17 protein-coding genes are annotated in these 15372 nt (G+C 70.6%); 7 read left to right on the forward strand and 10 right to left on the reverse strand.

Going from position 1 to position 15372, the window contains the following annotated elements:
- Window positions 1-187 precede the first annotated feature (187 nt).
- From dhaK to dhaM, 3 genes are all read left to right on the forward strand, one after another.
- Window positions 188-1189, forward strand: coding sequence for a dihydroxyacetone kinase subunit DhaK (gene dhaK, locus ASL10_RS05240; protein ID WP_056045061.1), 1002 nt, complete (start codon window positions 188-190; stop codon window positions 1187-1189).
- Window positions 1190-1268: 79 nt separating this feature from the next.
- Window positions 1269-1919 carry a dihydroxyacetone kinase subunit DhaL gene (gene dhaL, locus ASL10_RS05245; protein WP_056045063.1) on the forward strand — a complete coding sequence of 217 codons (651 nt, stop codon included), beginning with the start codon at window positions 1269-1271 and terminating at the stop codon, window positions 1917-1919.
- A gap of 2 nt (window positions 1920-1921) precedes the next feature.
- On the forward strand, window positions 1922-2608 hold the full coding sequence (gene dhaM / locus ASL10_RS05250) for a dihydroxyacetone kinase phosphoryl donor subunit DhaM (RefSeq protein ID WP_056045065.1): 687 nt from the start codon (window positions 1922-1924) through the stop codon (window positions 2606-2608).
- Window positions 2609-2688: 80 nt separating this feature from the next.
- Here the strand turns inward: dhaM and ASL10_RS05255 are convergent, their stop codons facing one another.
- From ASL10_RS05255 to ASL10_RS05280, 6 genes are all read right to left on the reverse strand, one after another.
- Window positions 2689-3453: a pyrimidine reductase family protein gene (locus tag ASL10_RS05255; protein WP_056045067.1), complete on the reverse strand. Its 765-nt coding sequence runs from the start codon at window positions 3451-3453 to the stop codon at window positions 2689-2691.
- Window positions 3450-4391: a dihydropteroate synthase gene (folP, locus tag ASL10_RS05260; protein WP_056045069.1), complete on the reverse strand. Its 942-nt coding sequence runs from the start codon at window positions 4389-4391 to the stop codon at window positions 3450-3452. The genes ASL10_RS05255 and folP overlap by 4 nt, the downstream gene beginning before the upstream one ends.
- Window positions 4384-4971 (reverse strand): GTP cyclohydrolase I, encoded by a 588-nt coding sequence (gene folE, locus ASL10_RS05265; RefSeq protein ID WP_056045070.1) that lies wholly within the window; start codon window positions 4969-4971, stop codon window positions 4384-4386. The genes folP and folE overlap by 8 nt, the downstream gene beginning before the upstream one ends.
- Before the next feature lie 12 nt (window positions 4972-4983).
- Complete coding sequence (locus ASL10_RS05270) at window positions 4984-5484, reverse strand: hypothetical protein (RefSeq protein ID WP_056045073.1); 501 nt, start codon at window positions 5482-5484, stop codon at window positions 4984-4986.
- Between the two features lie 149 nt (window positions 5485-5633).
- The gene (locus ASL10_RS05275; protein ID WP_056045075.1) at window positions 5634-6098 is read right to left on the reverse strand and encodes an NUDIX hydrolase; all 465 of its coding nucleotides are present in this window, start codon (window positions 6096-6098) and stop codon (window positions 5634-5636) included.
- Window positions 6099-6111: 13 nt separating this feature from the next.
- Window positions 6112-6879 (reverse strand): SDR family oxidoreductase, encoded by a 768-nt coding sequence (locus tag ASL10_RS05280; RefSeq protein WP_056045077.1) that lies wholly within the window; start codon window positions 6877-6879, stop codon window positions 6112-6114.
- Between the two features lie 123 nt (window positions 6880-7002).
- Here ASL10_RS05280 and ASL10_RS05285 point away from each other — a divergent pair, with 123 nt between their 5' ends.
- The 4 genes from ASL10_RS05285 to ASL10_RS05300 all read left to right on the forward strand — a co-directional run bounded on the left by ASL10_RS05285 (window position 7003) and on the right by ASL10_RS05300 (window position 9896).
- Window positions 7003-7482, forward strand: coding sequence for an NfeD family protein (locus tag ASL10_RS05285; protein ID WP_056045080.1), 480 nt, complete (start codon window positions 7003-7005; stop codon window positions 7480-7482).
- 4 nt (window positions 7483-7486) lie between these two features.
- Complete coding sequence (locus ASL10_RS05290; protein WP_082460214.1) at window positions 7487-8626, forward strand: SPFH domain-containing protein; 1140 nt, start codon at window positions 7487-7489, stop codon at window positions 8624-8626.
- Window positions 8626-9414, forward strand: coding sequence for a glycerophosphodiester phosphodiesterase family protein (locus ASL10_RS05295; RefSeq protein ID WP_056045082.1), 789 nt, complete (start codon window positions 8626-8628; stop codon window positions 9412-9414). The genes ASL10_RS05290 and ASL10_RS05295 overlap by 1 nt, the downstream gene beginning before the upstream one ends.
- Before the next feature lie 116 nt (window positions 9415-9530).
- Complete coding sequence (locus ASL10_RS05300; protein WP_043594952.1) at window positions 9531-9896, forward strand: RNA polymerase-binding protein RbpA; 366 nt, start codon at window positions 9531-9533, stop codon at window positions 9894-9896.
- An 84-nt stretch (window positions 9897-9980) separates the two neighbouring features.
- Here ASL10_RS05300 and lnt read toward each other — a convergent pair whose 3' ends face one another.
- The 4 genes from lnt to tatA all read right to left on the reverse strand — a co-directional run bounded on the left by lnt (window position 9981) and on the right by tatA (window position 15311).
- Complete coding sequence (gene lnt / locus ASL10_RS05305) at window positions 9981-11609, reverse strand: apolipoprotein N-acyltransferase (RefSeq protein ID WP_082460215.1); 1629 nt, start codon at window positions 11607-11609, stop codon at window positions 9981-9983.
- A gap of 74 nt (window positions 11610-11683) precedes the next feature.
- Window positions 11684-14179 (reverse strand): RNA helicase, encoded by a 2496-nt coding sequence (locus tag ASL10_RS05310; RefSeq protein ID WP_056045084.1) that lies wholly within the window; start codon window positions 14177-14179, stop codon window positions 11684-11686.
- A gap of 4 nt (window positions 14180-14183) precedes the next feature.
- Entirely contained in the window at window positions 14184-14939 is a 756-nt protein-coding gene (gene tatC, locus ASL10_RS05315) for a twin-arginine translocase subunit TatC (protein ID WP_056047397.1), read from the reverse strand.
- Window positions 14940-15017: 78 nt separating this feature from the next.
- On the reverse strand, window positions 15018-15311 hold the full coding sequence (gene tatA, locus ASL10_RS05320; RefSeq protein WP_056045086.1) for a twin-arginine translocase TatA/TatE family subunit: 294 nt from the start codon (window positions 15309-15311) through the stop codon (window positions 15018-15020).
- Window positions 15312-15372 lie beyond the last annotated feature (61 nt).

Here is a 15372-nt window from a genome sequence, read left to right on the forward strand (position 1 = left end):
TTGTCGTACGGCGGGGCGACAGTGCACCCGCGGTGAGCGTGTGTCAACACCTTAGTGCGGTGATCACACGTGATGAGAAGGAAAGATCCGGTGATTGCACATATGTGCATCAGGGGGTGCCGGGAGTAGGTTGAGCGGCAGCCTGGTGCACCAGAGCACCGTTCCCGGCGCCGAGAAAGGGACTTCGATGAAGAAGCTCATCAACGATCCGTCCGACGTCGTCGCCGAGGCCGTGGCCGGCTTCGGCGCGGCTCATGCGGACCTCGTGGTCGTCTCGCACGACCCGACGTTCGTCCGCCGATCGGCGGCTCCCGTGGCCGGCAAGGTCGCGATCGTGAGCGGCGGCGGCAGCGGTCACGAACCGTTGCACGCGGGGTTCGTCGGCTTCGGCATGCTCTCGGCCGCCGTGCCGGGTCCGATGTTCACGTCGCCCACGCCCGATCCGATCGTCGCCGCCACGCAGGCGGTGGACGCCGGAGCGGGCGTCCTCTACATCGTCAAGAACTACACGGGCGACGTCCTCAACTTCGAGACGGCTGCCGACCTCGTGGAGGCCGAGGGCATCCAGGTGCGCTCGGTGGTGGTCGACGACGACGTCGCGGTCAAGGACTCCCTCTACACCGCCGGTCGCCGAGGCGTCGCCGGCACGGTCGTGGTCGAGAAGACCGCCGGTGCCGCGGCCGAGCGGGGCGATTCGCTCGACGCCGTCGCCGAGGTGGCTCGACGCACGAACGCGGCGACCAGGTCGATGGGCGTCGCCCTCACGGCGGGCACCGTCCCCCATGCCGGTGAGCCGAGCTTCACGCTGGCCGACGACGAGGTCGAGATCGGGATCGGCATCCACGGCGAACCGGGGCGGGAGCGCATCCCGCTCGAACCGGTCGACGCCATCGTCGACCGGTTGCTCGACGCCGTCACCGACGATCTGGGACTCGCCTCTGGCGAACGGGTGCTGCTCTTCGTCAACGGCATGGGCGGTACGCCGCTCGTCGAGCTCTACATCGCCTACCGTCGTGCGGCCGAGGCCCTCGAAGCACGAGGCGTCGAGGTGTACCGCAGCCTCGTCGGCTCGTACGTCACGTCGCTCGAGATGCAGGGCATGTCGATCACGGTGACCCGCCTCGACGACGAGCTGGCCGAGCTCTGGGACGCCCCGGTCGAGACCGCGGCCCTGCGCCGGGGCCGGTAGGCGTCCGCGTGGATGCCGAGAGCAGGGCACGCCGCGCCGCATCACCGAACCACCGCACGATGAGAGGAACGACCACCGCATGACACTCGACGCCACCTGGACCCGGGCCTGGATCGACCGGACGGCCGACGTCGTCGCCGCCCACCACACGGCCCTCAGTGAACTCGACCGCCAGATCGGCGACGGCGACCACGGCGAGAACCTGTCCCGCGGCTTCACCGCCGTGCGCGCCCGGCTCGCCGACCTCCCCGCCGACGCGACGCCCGGAGCAGCCCTCAAACTCGTCGCCACGACGCTCATCTCGACGGTCGGCGGCGCGTCGGGCCCCCTGCTGGGCACGGCGTACCTGAAAGGGTCGGCGGCCCTGGGCGACGCCACGGAGCTGGACGCGGAGGCTCTGGTCGCCTTCCTGACGGCGGCCCGCGACGGTGTCGTGCTGCGGGGCAAGGCCGAGGTCGGCGACAAGACCATGATCGACGCGTGGACCCCGGCCGTCGACGCAGCAGCCGCCGCAGCTGCGGACGGTGCCTCGCCCGCAGGCGTCCTCCGTGCCGCAGCGGACGCCGCGGCGACCGGTGCCGCCTCGACCGAACCCCTCGTCGCCCGCAAGGGCCGAGCCAGCTACCTCGGCGAGCGTGCCGTGGGTCATCGCGATCCCGGCGCGCAGTCGTCGTCCCTCATCATCGCCGCCGCGGCCGACGCCGCGGACGGCTCGAGCAAGGAGTCCTGAGCATGCCCACCATCGGAATCGTCGTCGTCTCGCACAGTGTCAAGATCGCCGAGGGCGTGGTCGACCTCGCTCGCCAGATGGCCCCCACGACCACCCTCGTGGCCGCCGGAGGGACGGACGACGGGTCCATCGGCACCAGCTTCGACAAGATCTCCGCCGCCCTGGCCGAGGCCGGGCGGGACGGCGGTGCGGTCGTGCTCTGCGACCTCGGTTCCGCCATCCTGACGAGCGAGACGGCCGTCGACTTCCTCGACGACGCCGACAAGCAGCGGGTGCTCATCGCCGACGCGCCACTGGTCGAGGGAACGGTCGCCGCGGCCGTGTCCGCCGAGACCGGAGGAGACCTCGAGGCCGTGGCGGCGGCCGCCCGGACGGCCACCGGAGTCGCCGACGCGCACGCCGACGAGCGCGACCTCCGAGGTGGCGACGCCGTCGAGCGCTCGGCCGTCCTCGTCAACGCGTCGGGGCTGCACGCCCGTCCCGCCGCCGACCTCGTCACGCACGCGTCTCGGTTCCAGGCCGACGTCACGGTGAACGGTGTCGACGCCAAGAGCCTGCTCCGCATCATGGGGTTGAACGTGGGCGTCGGTTCGACGGTGGCCGTCATGGCGACCGGTCCCGACGCCGCGGCCGCCGTGGACGACCTCATCGCCTTGATCGAAGGCGGTTTCGGCGAGAAGGCGAGCTGATCGCCCGCGGAGCCCGCGCCTCCTGACCTCGCGTCGCGCGGCCGCGACCTGGCGCCGTCGCGACCCAGCGCCGTCGCGACCTAGCGCCGTCGCGACCACTTCGTGAGGAGCATGTCGCCCGACACCAGGACGTGGTCGAGGGCGAGGCCGCGCAGGGCCATCTCGTCGCGGGCCGCGACGATGCGCGGGCCGGCTCCGCCCTCGAGGTTGGGCGACACGGTGAGGCACAGCTCGTCGACGACGTCGGCGGCGACGAGGTCGCCGAGCAACGCCGGGCCTCCTTCGGTGTGGATCTGGGGAAGCCCTCGCTCGACCAGGACCCGGACGAGGAGGCGCGGGTCCACCCGGTCGCGACCGCACGACACGACGTCGGCGACCTCGTCGAGTCGGGCCCGAGCCGCGCGAGGTGCCGCGTCGTGGGTGAGCACCAGAGGGCGGACCGGGGCGTCCGCGAACACGCCGCTCGCCGGGTCGAGGCCGAGTCCGCTCGAGACCACGGCGAAGACGGGGTGGTCGGACAGGCCCGCGGCCCGACGCCAGGCGACGGCCTCGTCGTCGAGTCGCATCGGGCCGTAGCCCTCGTCGCGGACCGTGCCCGCCCCGACCACGACCACGTCGCAGAGTCGGCGCAGCAGGTCGAAGACGAGCAGGTCGGCCGGCCCGCCCAGGTCGCGCGTCCTGCCGGCCGCCGTCGCCGATCCGTCGACGCTGGCGACGAAGTTCGCCCGCACGGACGGCGTCGTCCGGTCGTGGGGCCGGTGGAGCTCGACGAGGTCGTCGATCGTCAGTGCGCCACGGCCGACCGGGGGAGCGGGGTGCAGCTGCACGAGGGTGGTCGCGGTCACAGGGCGTCCTCGTCGAGGTTGTGGCGCTCGACGAGGGGGTCCCGCCAGCCGAGGATCGCCTCGACCATCCGGACGGCGTCGACGCTGGCCCGGACGTCGTGCATGCGGACGATGCGCGCGCCCTGCAGCACGCTCACCGTGGCCGCCGCGAGCGAGCCCGCCAGGCGGTCGGGCTTGTCGCGACCGAGCGACTCGCCGACGAAGTCCTTGTTGGACACCGCGGCGAGCGTCGGGTGACCCAGGGCCGCCACCTCGGACAGGCGCCGGGTGAGCTCGAGCGAGTGTCGGGTCGTCTTGTTCAGGTCGTGCCCCGGATCGACGACGAGTTTGTCGTCGGGCACGCCGTGGGCACGGGCGACGTCGACCCGCCGTGCGAGGAACTCGACGACCTCGGCCACGACGTCGCCGTAGTGCGGACGGGGGTGCGGACGCCGTGGTGCCGCGAGGCTGTGGGTGACGACGAGCGTGGCCTCGCTGTCGGCGACCACGTCGGCCAGGCGCGGATCGTGGAGCCCCGTGGTGTCGTTGACGACGTGCGCCCCGGCGGCGATGACGCGCTCGGCGACCTCGGGGCGGAAGGTGTCGACCGAGATCACGACGTCGGACCGGCTCGCGAGCGCCTCCACCACGGGCAGCACCCGGTCGAGTTCGTCAGAGGCGGACAGCTCGGGCCCGGGCGCGAAGGGGACGCCCCCGATGTCGACCCAGTCGGCGCCCGCCTCGGCCGCGTCCACGGCGGCCTGCACGGCGCGGTCGAGGGCGAAGGTCGCGCCACGGTCGAAGAACGAGTCGGGCGTGCGGTTGACGATCGCCATGACGGCGACCTGGTGCGAGAATTCGAAGGTCCGTGACCCGATGCGACGGCGGGGGACGAGGAGGGGCGGCACGGCGAATCCGGCGGGGTGGGCCGCGGGGGAGGGAGCGGCCGCCTCAGCCACGGGAGGTGCCGATCAGGGCGACCGCCTCGGCCCGCGCCGACGGCGTGGACAGGACGCCCCGGCTCGCGAGCGTCACCGTCGTGCTGCCCGTCTGACGGGGGCCCCGGGTCGTGACGCATCCGTGCGAGGCGTCGAGCACCACGAGGACGCCGTCGGGGCGGGCGCCGGTCTCCACGGCCTCGGCGATCTCCTCGCCGAGTCGCTCCTGGAGCTGGGGGCGCGAGGCGACCGCGTCGACCACGCGGGGGAGCGCACCCAAGCCGACGATCGTCTCGCCCGGGACGTAGGCCACGTGAGCGACGCCGACGAAGGGCAGCAGGTGGTGCTCGCACACCGACCGGAACGAGATGTCGCGAACGATCACGACCTCGCCCAGCTGGTGCGCTTCGGCCGGGACGGTGGCTTGGCGGACGAGATCGGCCGCGTCGACCGTGAGCCCCGAGAAGAACTCGGCGTAGGCGTCGGCCACGCGTCGGGGGGTCGACTCGAGCCCGGGCCGGTCGACGTCCTCGCCGATCGCGGCGAGCAGTTCGAGCACGGCGGCCTCGATGCGGGGCCCGTCGATCGGCGGAGGAGTCATCGCACCATCCTCTCAGGCGGAGGGGCCGACCGCGCCGTCGGTGCTGCTCCCGAGGTCGACGGCGGACTCGCGGGGGAGCGCCTCGTGGTGGCGCCGTCCGTGGCTGCGCCGCGCCTCCTTCATCTCGGCCTCGAAGAGGTGCTTCTTGCCGTCCGCCAAGGAATCACGTACGTTCTTCTCATGGTCGCGGAACGCGGCGTAGTAGCCGTCGTCGTAGTCCTCGACGAGTTGGTACGTCCAGCGTCCCTCGACGACGTTGCGACCGACGAGGTCCCGGTCCAGCAGGTCGGCGATCTCGTCGTGCCCGGCTCGGCGAAGCGATTCCACGGCATCGCCGAGGGCGAGGTCGGCCTTGCCGGTCAGTCGGTGGAATCCGTAGAGGAATCCACGGGCCTGCTCGACGATCTCGAGCGCGGCGGAGAGTTCGCCGAGCGCAGCAACGGTGTCGTCGTCGAGCCCGTGGGGTCGGCGATGCGCGTCGTCGGGCGGCGTGGGGGTCGTGTCGGTCGTCATGCGACCAGGAAACTCCGAGGAGGCGCGGCGTGCGTCAGCGGGGAGCGCTTCCGTCGCCCCTCTCGACGTTACTTGACATAATGAGCATTATCAGTCACGCAGGGATGACGCCGGAAGGGGTGCGCGGTGGCTCGGGTGGCGCCCCGCCCTCACGCCCCGGACGACTCGGCCAGCACCCGACGCAGCAGCTCGGCCAGGTCGCCGGGTTCGACCGGCTCGTCGGTGGTCGCCAGCTCGTCGAGGGTGAACCAGCGCGACTCGACGATGTCGCTGCGCTCGTCGTCGGTCCAGTCGTCGTCGACGACCTCGAAGTGCGGAAGGCGGACGACGTAGAACTCGGCGTGACCGTGCGTGTGGTCGGCGTCGTCCCAGGACACCTCGAAGTCGTCCACGCGCACGACGTCACCGACCTCGGTGACCACCTGTCCGGTCTCTTCGTGCAACTCGCGGATCGCCGCCTCGACATGGGTCTCGCCCGGGTCGACCCCGCCACCCGGCGTGATCCAGCGAGCGAAGCGACTCGTGTCGGGCGCCACCGTCTTCATCAGCAGCACGCGGTCGTCGTCGTCGAGGACGAGGAGGCGCGAGGTCGGTCGGACGATGCGCTCGGTCACGAAGGGGCCCGTCTCAGACGATCGGGGCGAAGTCGCTGGTGTCGCCCACCAGGCGGGTGTGGTCGGCCGGGACGGGGTCGACGGCGGCCGACGCGACCTCGGCGGCGAACTCGGCGACGTTGTAGAGCTTGCCCGCGCTCTCTTTCCGCGACGAGATGGCACCGGGGTTCGAGCGTTCGAGCAGGGTCGCCGTGATCGTGCCCTCGATCATGTCCCCCGAGACCACGACGAACTCGACGCCCGCGGTCTCGAGCTGCGGCAGCATCTCGCGCAGGGCGTCCTCGCCGGCACGCTTGCTGAGGGCGACGGGGAGGTACTCGGGCATCGTCTCGGTCGTGCGGATGAAGTGCGCCTGGTGGCTCGTGACGAAGACGACGCGCGACCCCGGGGCGAGCAGCGGCAGGGCCGCGGTCAACAGCGCCACCTGGGCGTCACGGTTGAGCTTGAGCGCGTAGTCCTCGGCCATGCCCGTCTCCATGCCGCCCGAGGCGTTCATCACGAGCACGTCGAGGCCGCCCCAGGCGTCACGCACCGTGTCGAACATCGCCGCCAGGCTGGCCTCGTCGGTGAGGTCGGCCCCGATGGCGATCGCCTCGCCGCCCGCCTGCTCGATGGTCGAGACGAGCTGCAGTGCGCGCTTCTCCTTGTTGCGGTAGTTCACGACGACCTTGGCTCCGGCCTCGGCGAAGTAGCGCACGGTGTCGGCACCGATCCCCCGGGACGATCCGGTGACCAGGACTCGGGCTCCGGCGAGGGACTCTGCGGCGAGGGGGTTGGACAAGGCGTGCTCCAGACTGTGCGGGGATCGATCGGCCCGTGGACCGGACTCGACCCTACCAATCCCCCTCGTCATCGTCAGGGGCGGGTGATAGTTTTCATAACAGGGGAACGAGAGAAGGTCGACGTGGACGTCTTGAACGATTACGCATGGGTCGCGTGGATCGCGCTCATCCTGGTGTTCGTCATCGTCGAGGTGACGACGCTCGAATTCACCTTCCTCATGCTCGCCATCGGCAGCGTCGGCGGGCTGCTCGCCGGCCTCTTCGGTGCCCCGTGGTGGCTGCAGGCGATCATCGCGGCCGTCCTCGCGGTCCTGTTGCTGTTCACCGTGCGGCCGCCGTTGCTGCGGGCGCTCCGCCGCGGGGGCGATCCGACCCCCAGCAACGTCGAGGCGCTGCTCGGGCTGCGCGGCACGGTCGTCGTGCCCATCGGCTCCGACCCCGGCCAGGTCAAGCTGTCGAACGGCGAGACCTGGACGGCCCGCGTGCTGTCCTCCCCCGCGACGTCGGCAGGCCCCGACCTCGCACTCGACACCGGGGCCCCGGTCGTCGTGACCGCCATCGAGGGGTCGACCGCCTTCGTCGCCCCCGCAGAGAGGTCCTGAAGCCATGGACACCATCAGTGCCGGAACCGTCGTCACGATCGTGGTCGTCGCGATCGTCGTCGTGCTCGTCCTCGTCATCCTCTTCCGCTCGGTCCGCATCATCCCGCAGGCGAGTGCCGGCGTGGTCGAACGTCTGGGGCGGTACCACAAGACCCTCTCCCCCGGGCTCAACCTGCTGGTGCCGTTCATCGACCGCGTGCGGCCGCTGATCGACATGCGCGAGCAGGTCGTCTCGTTCCCGCCGCAGCCCGTCATCACCGAGGACAACCTGGTCGTCTCGATCGACACGGTCGTGTACTTCCAGGTGACCGACGCCCGGGCGGCCACCTACGAGATCGCCAACTACCTCGGGGCCGTCGAACAGCTCACGACGACCACGCTGCGCAACGTGGTCGGAGGGTTGAACCTCGAGCAGGCCCTCACCAGTCGCGACAACATCAACGGCCAGCTGCGCATCGTGCTCGACGAGGCCACCGGCAAATGGGGCATCCGGGTCGGTCGCGTCGAGCTGAAGGCCATCGATCCGCCCCTGTCGATCCAGGACTCGATGGAGCAGCAGATGCGTGCCGAGCGCAACCGTCGCGCCGCCATCCTCACCGCCGAGGGCACCAAGCAGTCCCAGATCCTCGAGGCCGAGGGGTCGCGACAGTCGTCGATCCTCAAGGCCGAGGGCGACGCCAAGGCCCAGGTGCTGCGGGCACAGGGCGAAGCCGAGGCCATCGCGACGGTCTTCAACGCCATCCACGCCGGCGACCCCGACCCGAAGCTGCTCGCGTACCAGTACCTCCAGACCCTGCCGAAGATCGCGGACGGCTCGGCCAACACGATGTGGATCATCCCGAGCGAGTTGACCGAGGCCCTGAAGGGCATCGGGCAGGGCTTCTTCGCCCCGCGCGACCCGAACGCCCCGGGGTGGACCCCGACCGAGGCCCCCAAGGTCTCCGAGATGGACGTCACGCCCGACCTCGCATCGACCGTCGACCTCGAGGCCGAACCGGACCTCGGCTTCCCGACCGTCACCACGCCCGGTGAGACCGGCTCCGGTGTCGGTTCCGGAGGCGCGGGTGCGGCCGGCGCTGACCGGCCGGCTCCCGGGGCGGGCGCGTCGGACACCGGGCCGACCACTCCTCCGGCGACCTCGTAGTGCCGTCCGCTCCCCCGGTCTCGGCCGGCTGGTTCGCTCCGGCCGGCCCCCGGGTGTTGGCGCACCGGGGCCTGGCCGTCGACGCCCCGGAGAACACGATGCTGGCGTTCGCCCTCGCCGTGTCGGCCGGGGCGACGTACGTCGAGACCGACGTGCACGCCACGCGCGACGGCATCGCGGTGATCAGCCACGATCCCGACCTGACGCGGCTCGCGGGACGTGAGGAGCGCCTCCTCGACCTCGACCTCGCGGAGGTCAAGATGGTCCGGCTCGACGGTGAGCACGAGATCCCCACCCTCGACGAGGCGCTCGACGCCTTCCCGGAGACCCGGTTCAACATCGACCTCAAGTCGGACGAGGCCGTCGCACCGGCCGTCCGAGCGATCGCCCGCGTCCGGGCGACGGATCGCGTCCTGGTGACCTCGTTCGACCACCGGAGGCGTCTGCGGGCGGTCCGGGCCCTGCCGGGAGTCGCGACGTCGGCCTCGTCCCGGGGCATCGTCGCGGCGGTTGCCGCAGGCCTCGTCCCGCTCCCCCGTCTCCGGCGGTCGCTGGTGCGGCGCGCCCTCGCCGGGTGCCGGGCCGTCCAGGTCCCCGAGCGCAAGGGCCCGGTCCGCATCGTCACGACCGCGCGCGTGGCCGAGTGGGCGGCCCTGGGTGTCGAGACGCACGTGTGGACCGTCAACGAGCCTGCCGACATGGTGAGGCTGCTCGACCTGGGCGTGCACGGCATCGTCACCGATCGCACCGACCTGGCGCTCGACGAGGTGCGTCGGCGCGCCGTGTGACCCCGTCCCGAGACTGCCCGGGCACTGTGAAGGGACTGTGAAATCGCACGGCCCGGAACGGCGGAGGGCCAGAACGGGTTACAACGGGTGATTGCAACGCGAGAGGAGACCACACAATGGCAGATCGCAGTTTGCGCGGAATGAGGCTCGGCAGCCAGAGCCTGCAGAGCGAAGAGGGCGTGGAGTTCTCGCCCCGCAAGAAGGCCGTCTACCAGACGACCGACGGTCAGACGTTCGACATGGTGTTCGCTGCGGACGCCGAGATCCCGGACATCTGGCAGTCGCCCAAGAGCGGCCAAGAGGGTCGTCTGCTCTCGGCCGACGGCAAGCCCGTCGAGATCGACGCCGGAGACGTGAAGGTCCCCCGGAGCCACTGGGACATGTTGCTCGAGCGACGCAGCCGCGACGAGCTCGAGGAGCTCCTCCAAGAACGACTCGACTTCCTCAGGGCCCGAAAGGGTCAGCACAAGATCGGCGCCTGACGACCCGTCCGGCAGCGATCCGACGAGAAGGCCCGACCACCTCACGGTGGTCGGGCCTTCTCTCGTCCCGGCGGAGCCGGACCGTCAGTCGACGACCCGCCACCGCGGCAGGATCGGGTCGGGTGCCTCGTCGAGCCGGCGTCGACGAGTGGAACGCCGGGTCCCGATGAAGAGGCGCGACAGCAGCAGCATCGCGAGACCGAAGAACGACACGAGGAGTTCGATCGCTCGACTCGCCACGACGGCGGGCGTCGTCCCGGTACCGAGGTCGACGACAGCCACCATCGTTCCGGGCTCGTAGTCGGGGATGCTCGCGGTCGTCCTGCCCGAGGCGTCGATGGCCCGCGTCGAGGCGACGGTCGAGACGTTGACGAGGGGACGCGCCGTCTCGATCGCCCGCAGGCGTGCGATGGCGAGCTGTTGCTCGTTCTCGTCGGTCTGCCCGGGACGGGTCCCGAAGTCGGCGTTGTTGGTCTGGCCGATGATGACCTGCGCGCCCTCGTCCATCATGTTGGTGATGAGCTGGTCGTCGACGATGTCGAAGCAGATCGAGATCCCGGCACGGAAGTCACCGAGGTCGAAGACCTCGTCCCGCGTGCCCGGCGTGTAGTCCCGCCCGATGAGGTCGATCAGGTCGGGAGCGAAGGGCCGCCAGAAGGCGCGATCGGGGACGTACTCCCCGAACGGGACCGGGTGCTTCTTGTCGTACTGGTCCGCCACTCCACCGTCCGACCAGAGCAGGGACGAGTTGTGGACGGTCTCACCGTCGTCGCTCTCGGTGATGACGCCCGACACGAGGGGGGCGTCGTAGCCACGGGAGATCGCGTCGAAGACGTACTGGCCGGTGGCGTCGCGGGTGGGATCACGGTCGCTGCCTCCCTCGGGCCAGACGATCATGTCGAGGGAGCGCTGGTCCTCCGGCAGCCGTGCGAGCTGGGCCTGCAGGTCGCTCATCGCGAGGACCTGGGCGTTGGTCAGGTCGCCGTACTGCCGGTCGGCGAAGTAGCCGGCGTCGCCGTCGCCCTGGACGGCGGCGATGGTGGCGGTGCCCGAGGAGTGCGTCGGCCAGTGCGGCACCGCGAGGGCGGCGACCACGACCGTGGCAGCGGCGAGCACGCGGGTCGAACCCCGGACGGTCGTCTGCAGGGCGAGCTGGATCAGTGCGGCGACGATCGCCACCATGAGGAACGACAGCCCCGAGATGCCGAGCCAGGCGACGAGACCGGCGAACGGGCTCTCGGACTGGCTGAGGGCCACGCGACCCCAGGCGAAGCCGCCGTAGGGCCAGTTGCCGGCGACGAACTCACGGAGCGTCCAGAGCCCCCCGACGACGACGGGCAGGAGGACTGTGCGGCCCAGGGTGCCGGGCCAGATGAGCGGGACCCAGCGGTACGCGAGGGTGATGAGCATCGCCCCGGCGGCGAAGAAGAGCGCCTCGAGGGTCGACAACGCGGCCCAGGGCACGACACCGAGGAAGAGCGTCGCCCACGAGATGTGGATCAGGTAGAAGGACAGGCCCGCCACGAGGCCGACCAGGAAGGAACCGCCGAGCGACCGGCCCCGGAGGGCCACCAGCACGAACCCGATGCCGACGAAGGTCAGCGGCCAGACGTCGCCGTCCGGGAAGCCGCCGTCGAGGACGGCGCCGGCACCGAGGGCGACGATCAGGGCGAGCCAGAGGGGCAGTCGGACGTCGGTCGCTCGGGAAGACACCCCGCGATTCTAGGTGGCGGCGTCTGGGAGGCCGGTCGTCCTCGGCGGACGTCCGGCCTCGTCGGGGAGGAGGGTCAGGGGCCGACCGCGGTGTAGGCCACGATGCCGCGACGGACGGCGTCGAGCGCCTGCCGGGCCGTCGGACCGACCGGCAGGTCCCCCACGACCGACAGCTGGTCGAGCAGGTCGATCGTCTGCTTCGTCCAGCGGACGAAGTCGCCGGCGGCGAGGTCGGCGTCGTCGAGCACCGAATCGAGTGCGGCACCGCGGGCCCAACGGTGCATCGCGAGGGCGAGACCCGGTGCCGGGGGCTGGCTGCCCGGAAGGTGGTGCTCGTGCTCGAGGTCGTCGAGTTCCGCCCAGAGCAGCTGCGTGGCGTCGAGCGCGGCACGGAACTCGCCGCGAGGCAGGAATCGCTCGGAGAGCTGGCCTTCGTCCCGACGGGGCTCGTACACGAGGGTGGCCGCCATGGCCGCCATGGACGGCACGTCGAGCATGTTCCACACACCGAGGCGCAGGCTCTCGGCCACGAGCAGGTCGCGATCGCCGTAGATGCGCCGCAACGTGCGACCGGTCGGGGCGACGGTGACCTCGACGTCCCGCGGGACGCGACCCGCCCCTCCTGCGTTCGTGCCCGTGGGGACGAGGTAGCCGCGGTCGAGCAACACGTCGGTGACCCGGTCGAAGACCTTGGCGACGGCGCCGGTCCGACTGCGGATCTGCGCCGACAATTGGTCGGTCTGCTTCTTCAGCTTGAACCAGCGCTCGGACCAGCGGGCGTGCTGTTCGCGCTCCGGACAGGCATGGCAGGGGTGCGTCCGCACCTGCCGACGCAGTTCGCCGATGCGACGCTGACGCTTGTCGCGCTCGGCCCGCGACTGCGAGTCGGCCCGGGCCGCCCCCTGCTTCTCGAGGTCGCCGACCTCTCGACGCAGCATCGTGTACTCGCCGAAGTCACCCAGGTGGCACGCCATCGACGCGGCGTAGCCGTCGAGTGACTGCTGCTGCGATCGCACCTTGCGGGCCAGGTCGACGACCGAGCGGTCGGCCTGGAACTGTGCGAACGACGTCTCGAGCACCTCGCGGGTGCGGGATCGCCCGAACTGCTCGATGAGGTTGACGGCCATGTTGTACGTCGGCCGGAAGCTGCTGTTCATCGGGTAGGTGCGCCGCGAGGCCAACGAGGCGACGGCCTGCGGGTCGAGACCCTGCTGCCACTGGATGAGCGAGTGGCCCTCGACGTCGATGCCCCGGCGACCGGCACGACCGGTCAACTGGGTGTACTCGCCGGGCGTGATGGGCACCCGAGCCTCGCCGTTGAACTTCTCGAGCTTCTCGAGCACGACCGTGCGGGCCGGCATGTTGATGCCGAGCGCCAGCGTCTCGGTCGCGAACACGACCTTGACGAGCTTCTTCTGGAAGAGCTCTTCGACGACTTCCTTGAAGGCCGGCAACAGGCCGGCGTGGTGGGCCGCCACACCTCGCTCGAGCCCGTCGAGCCACCGCCAGTAGCCGAGGACCGCGAGGTCTTCGTCGCGCAGGGTGCGACAACGGGCCTCGACGATCTCGCGGATCTCACGACGCTGGTCGGCGGTCGTGAGACGGATGCCCGACCTCAGCACCTGGGACACGGCCTGGTCGCAGCCGACCCGGCTGAAGACGAAGAAGATGGCGGGGAGCAGGTTCTGGTCGTCGAGCATCTCGACGATCTTCCAGCGGTCGAGGCGACCGGGACCGCCCTGCGTCGGAGGTACGACGTGGCCCCGGGGGCCGGTCCGACCCACCGAGTGGCCGTCTCGACGACCACCGCTCCGCCCGCCGCGTCGACCGAGCGAGGTCGCGCGCAGGAGCTCGGGGTTGACCCGGTTCGTCGCGGCCTGCCCCGAGGAGTCGAAGAGGTCCAGGAACTTGCCCCCGACCAGGACGTGTTGGTCGAGGGGCACGGGACGGTCCTCGGAGACGATGACCTCGGTGCTCCCCCGGACCGTCTGGAGCCAGTCGCCGAATTCTTCGGCGTTCGACACCGTGGCGCTCAACGAGATGAGCCGCACGTCGAGCGGCAGGTGGATGATGACTTCTTCCCAGACCGCGCCGCGGAACCGGTCGGCCAGGAAGTGGACCTCGTCGAGGACGACGTACCGCAGGTCGGTCAGCATCTCGGACCCGGCGTAGATCATGTTGCGGAGCACCTCGGTCGTCATCACGACGATGCGCGCCCGGGAGTTCACGTTCGTGTCACCGGTGAGCAGCCCGACCTCGGACGCTCCGTACTCGGCCACGAGTTCTTGGAACTTCTGGTTGCTCAGTGCCTTCATGGGTGCGGTGTAGAACACCTTGGCCCGCGGGTCCTGCATGGCGAGGTGGATCGCGTACTCGGCCACCAGGGTCTTGCCGGCGCCGGTCGGTGCCGCGACGAGGACGCTGTCGCCCGCTTCGAGGGCGGCGCACGCGGCGAGCTGGAACGGGTCGAGGGCGAAGCCGAGACGGGACCGGAAGGCCTGGAGCTTGGGGGTCTTGTCTCGCGTCTTCGCCGCGGCGAAGCGTTCCGCGGGACTGAGGTCGGGGCTCACCGGGTCACCCCGCCGCGAGTTCGGCGTCGAGCGCGGCTGCCCGCTTCGCGACCCGGCGGTCGTGCAGCCAGGCGACGCCGGCGGCGAGGAAGAACAGCACGATCATGGGGATGGCCAGGAGGAACATCGAGAAGATGTCGGCCGACGGGGTCGCGATCGCGGTGAACAGGACGATGACGAGGATGGCCACCCGCCAGCCCTTGACGATGGCGGCGGCCGAGACGACGCCCACGAAGTTCAACAGCACCAGGAACACCGGCATGACGAAGGCGATGCCCACGGCGAGCACCAGCTTGAGGACGAAGTCGTAGTAGACCTTCGACTCGATGATCGTCGCGTCCTGGGTGTCGACGAAGCCGGTCATGACCTCGACGATGTGGGGCAGCACGTACCATCCCGCCAGGCAGCCGCCCAGGAAGAGCGGGATGGCGGTGCCGATGAAGCCGACGGCGTAGAGCTTCTCTTTGCGCACGAGGGCGGGAACGATGAAGGCCCAGACCTGGTACAGCCAGACGGGACTCGAGATGACGACGCCGACGGTGACCGCGATCTGGAGCTTGAGGTCGAAGGCGCCCGTGATGTTCGAGTAGTTGAGGGTGGTCTCACCCGTGCGTGCCGCCGCGATCGCCTCGACCGGCGACCTCAGGGCGTCGAGGACGAAGGGCGCGAGGAACCAACCGGCGACAGCAGCCAGGATGAGGGCCAGGGCGGAGATGAAGAGTCGCTTGCGCAACTCGAGCAGGTGTTGCCCGAGGGACATCTTGCCGTCACGGCCTCGGCTGCGGCCCGTGCCCCTCCCCTGGGTGCTGTCGCCACGAGTCGTCGTCGTGGCCACGCGTCAGGACTTCGGCGGGACGTCGCGGTTCGGCGACGGGTACGAGTCGTCGACGCGTCGTGCGGTCGGACCGTCGGTGTACCGGGCGGACGAGTCGTCCGGACGACGGACGGGACGGTCCTCGAGGTCGTCGTCGACGGCCGACTCCTTCTTGTCGCTGTTGACCTCGTTCTTGAAGATGCGCATCGACTGGGCGATGCTCTTCGCGAGGGCCGGGAGCTTCGGCGCACCGAAGAGCAACAGGACGATCGCCAGGATGATGATCAGGTGCCAGCCTGAGAGCGCGTTTCCGAACATGATGGGGTCTCCTTGCGGGGCAGGGTGACGTCCACTCTACCGTGCGGCCTCGTCTGCGGCA

This window comes from Frigoribacterium sp. Leaf8 (assembly GCF_001421165.1).
Taxonomy (GTDB): domain Bacteria; phylum Actinomycetota; class Actinomycetes; order Actinomycetales; family Microbacteriaceae; genus Frigoribacterium.